The sequence below is a fragment of the Aeromonas sp. HMWF014 genome (assembly GCF_963878295.1).
Classification (GTDB): domain Bacteria; phylum Pseudomonadota; class Gammaproteobacteria; order Enterobacterales; family Aeromonadaceae; genus Aeromonas; species Aeromonas popoffii.
The window spans coordinates 1-3,120 of sequence record NZ_CAWNYS010000428.1 but is presented as its reverse complement, the minus strand read 5'-3'; the positions used below and the strand labels follow the sequence as shown (position 1 = coordinate 3,120).

5 protein-coding genes are annotated in these 3,120 nt (G+C 58.5%); 3 read left to right on the top strand and 2 right to left on the bottom strand.

Features of this window, described 5'->3' with window-relative positions:
- A partial coding sequence (locus tag AAC083_RS16925) for an RsmD family RNA methyltransferase (RefSeq protein WP_181364791.1) occupies positions 1 to 247 on the top strand: 247 nt, incomplete at its 5' end.
- Positions 248 to 364: 117 nt separating this feature from the next.
- Positions 365 to 679, top strand: coding sequence for a DUF1145 domain-containing protein (locus AAC083_RS16920; RefSeq protein ID WP_042038006.1), 315 nt, complete (start codon positions 365 to 367; stop codon positions 677 to 679).
- Between the two features lie 34 nt (positions 680 to 713).
- On the opposite strand, the gene AAC083_RS16915 is transcribed toward AAC083_RS16920, so the two are convergent.
- A complete protein-coding gene (locus AAC083_RS16915) occupies positions 714 to 1,079 on the bottom strand; it encodes a YijD family membrane protein (RefSeq protein WP_146181715.1) in 366 nt (121 codons plus the stop codon).
- A gap of 19 nt (positions 1,080 to 1,098) precedes the next feature.
- Positions 1,099 to 1,719, bottom strand: a complete 621-nt coding sequence (fabR, locus tag AAC083_RS16910; RefSeq protein WP_042038011.1) for an HTH-type transcriptional repressor FabR — start codon at positions 1,717 to 1,719, stop codon at positions 1,099 to 1,101.
- 149 nt (positions 1,720 to 1,868) lie between these two features.
- Here fabR and AAC083_RS16905 point away from each other — a divergent pair, with 149 nt between their 5' ends.
- Entirely contained in the window at positions 1,869 to 2,987 is a 1,119-nt protein-coding gene (locus AAC083_RS16905; protein ID WP_042038013.1) for a fatty acid desaturase, read from the top strand.
- Positions 2,988 to 3,120 lie beyond the last annotated feature (133 nt).

Sequence of the window (3,120 nt, the reverse complement as noted above, 5' to 3'; positions counted from 1 at the left end):
TCCGGCCACGCCGTTCGATCTGGTGTTTCTCGATCCGCCGTTTCGGCGCGAGCTGCTGCCCCAAGTGTGTGAGCTACTGGAGCAGCGCGGCTGGCTGGCAAAGGATGCCCTCATCTATCTGGAGCGGGAGAAGGAGATGGCGGATCTGGCACTGCCCGCCAGCTGGCAACTGCTCAAGAACAAGCAGGCCGGCCAGGTCTGCTATCAACTCTATCTACGGGACACCAAGAATGACGCTGCGGTTTAAATACCGGGTGGGCGGGGGGAAATGGGCGCTGTGCCCCTCCCCGTCAATTTGGGCAACTGCTCAAGGACAAGCAGGCCGGTCAGGTCTGCTATCAACTCTATCTACGGGAGGTAAACGATGAAGCGGGTATTTACTCTGTTGGCGATGGGGCTGACCCTGTTCTTCTGGTTAGGCGTGCTGGTCAGTCTGGTGGCTCCGCTACCTGGCAAGCTGAATGATCTTTTGCCGATCTGCGGCCTGCTCATCGCCCTGGTCCACCTAGTGCAAGCCAGCATGGTGAAGTCTGCCTGCAAGCCCTATTTCGTGGTCACAAAACTTGAAGTCATACTGATACTGGTATTCGGCGTCTTTGGCATGGTGGATATTCGCGCCAGACTCAAAGCCATCATAGAAGCCAAACAGCATGGCACAGAGATAAACAACGCCGAATAAGACAGCACCTCTGTCTGTCAGGAAGGAGTGCCCGTCACTCCTTCTCTTTTTTCCCCACACTGATACCCAGCTTGATCGACAGCACAGCCAGCAGCAGCAACATCATGATGAGCGCGAAGAAGTTGCTGCCAAGCTCGGGGTACTGCACCTTGACCAGCGCCGAGTGGCCGAAGCCGCCGATGAAAAGGCAGAGCAGCATGCAGAGCGGTATATTGCCCTCCAGCGACACGTGACGATAGTGCTGGTAGAGCTGATAGGCAGCCAACACCAGGGCAATCATGGGGAAGAAGGAGAAGGGGAGCACCGACTCGGTCAGCACCGACAGGGAAGCATCCCAACAGATGCCAATGAGCAGGGCCAGCAGCAGGGGTTTCTTCGGGATCGGATTCTGATCATGCATGGAAGTGTCCATCCTTGGTTTAAGAAAGGGGTTGGCGGCGCTTCTGGTTCTGAACCTCGGCACCCATGGCGATCATGCGCAGCTGGCGTATGGTGCGATCAGACAAGGCCCGGCACTCTTCGCAGGTCATGTCGAGGGCATCTGCACCGGCGCTGAAGACGATGGTCACCATGGCTTCGGCCTGGATGTAGGCCTCTTCCCTCGGCGCCCCCGTGGTGGCTTCGAGATAATCGGTCAGCTCGGCGATGAAGTGCTGTATCTCCCGCGCCACCGCCTGCCGAAATGCCGCCGAGGTACCGGAACGCTCACGCAGCAGCAGCCGGAAGATGTTCGGATTGTTCTCGACGAACTCCATGAAGGTCTGTACCGAGGTACTGATGACGCTGCCGCCGCCGGCGATGCGCTGACGCGCCTGACGCATCAACTGACGCAGGGTCAGGCCACCTTCATCCACCAGGGTCAGCCCCAGCTCCTCCATGTCGCGAAAATGGCGATAGAAAGAGGTCGGTGCTATACCCGCCTCCCGCGCTACTTCCCGCAGGCTGAGGTTGGAAAAGCTGCGATTGGCGCACAGTTGACTGAACGCAGCATCGATCAGCGTACGCCGGGTTTTTTCTTTTTGTTGCGCGCGAATACCCACGAAAACAGTCACCTTCAGGTTATCGAGGCCAGATGATAACCCGAAGGCCGAGTCGGGATCAGGTTTGTCTCCTACTTTTTTACCATTGACCCGAATTCTGGCTGCGTGGAGAATGGCGCACAGCTGTTCGCTGAAAGGAACCGAGTGAGATGGAACGCCCACCGATCATCATGACCAATACCCTGCTGTTTGCCCTCTCCGGGTTGACCGCACTGATCGCCGTGCCCTGGTACGGCATGACCCATGGCTATGACCTCTGGCAGTGGAGCTGCTTTCTGCTGCTGTTCTGTTATAGCGGTATCTCCATCACGGCCGGCTATCACCGCCTCTGGTCGCACAAGGCCTACAAGGCCCACCCGATCCTGCAGTGGATCCTCGCCATCGGCGGTGCCCTCGCCTTGCAAAACTCGGCCCAGCACTGGTCTTCCGATCACCGTCGTCACCATCGCCACGTGGATGACAACCTGAAGGATCCCTACAGCGCAGGTCGCGGCTTCTGGTACTCCCACATCGGCTGGATGCTGCGCGAGTACCAGCGCGATATCTACAACGATTACAGCAACGTGCGGGATCTGCAGAACAACCCCGTCGTCGTCTTCCAGCACAAACACTATCTGGCGCTGACCCTGGCCACCAACCTGGGGATCCCGCTGCTGCTGGGACTTGTCCACGGCGACCTGCTCGGCATGCTGCTGTTGGCCGGGGTGCTGCGCATGGTGATGACCCACCACACCACCTTCTTCATCAACTCCCTGGCCCACATCTGGGGCAGCCAGCCGTTTACCGACCGCAATACGGCGCGGGACAACGGCATCCTGGCCTTCTTCACCTTTGGCGAGGGCTATCATAACTTCCACCACCTGTTCGAGAACGACTATCGCAACGGCATCCACTGGTGGCAGTTCGATCCCACCAAGTGGCTGATCCGCAGCGCCTCCTGGTGCGGGCTGACCCGGGATCTGAGATCCTGTCCGGAAGAACTGATCGAACAAGCCAGACTGGAGATGCAGCTCAAACGGGCGCAGGCCAAGTTGCGCAAACGCGATGACCGGGAGCTATGGCAGGCACTGTTGCAGGAGGAGTACGACAAGCTGAGCCAGCAGTTACAGCACTACTACGCCAGCCGCAAGCGCCTGCTGGAACAGCGCAAGCGCAAGGCGCTGGCCCGCTATGACAAGTTGAAGCTGCAGCTGGAGTATCGCAATCTGCACGATGGCTTCGTTGCCAGCAAGCGCAACTGGAGCCGACTGCTGGCAGGTATCGCCTGATCATGAGCCGTCGGGCTGAACAGAGCAAAGACCGCCAACCGGCGGTCTTTTTCCGGGAGCGACTCAGCCAGCGGGCCATAAAAAATGGGGTGACATTTCCATGTCACCCCCTCGCAAATAGCATGTTCCATAT

Bases quoted from the DNA above. Each gene is read 5' to 3' on its own strand.
- AAC083_RS16905 (WP_042038013.1), top strand. From the start codon at position 1,869: ATGGAACGCCCACCGATCATCATGACCAATACCCTGCTGTTTGCCCTC.
- AAC083_RS16920 (WP_042038006.1), top strand. From the start codon at position 365: ATGAAGCGGGTATTTACTCTGTTGGCGATGGGGCTGACCCTGTTCTTC.
- AAC083_RS16915 (WP_146181715.1), bottom strand. From the start codon at position 1,079: ATGCATGATCAGAATCCGATCCCGAAGAAACCCCTGCTGCTGGCCCTG.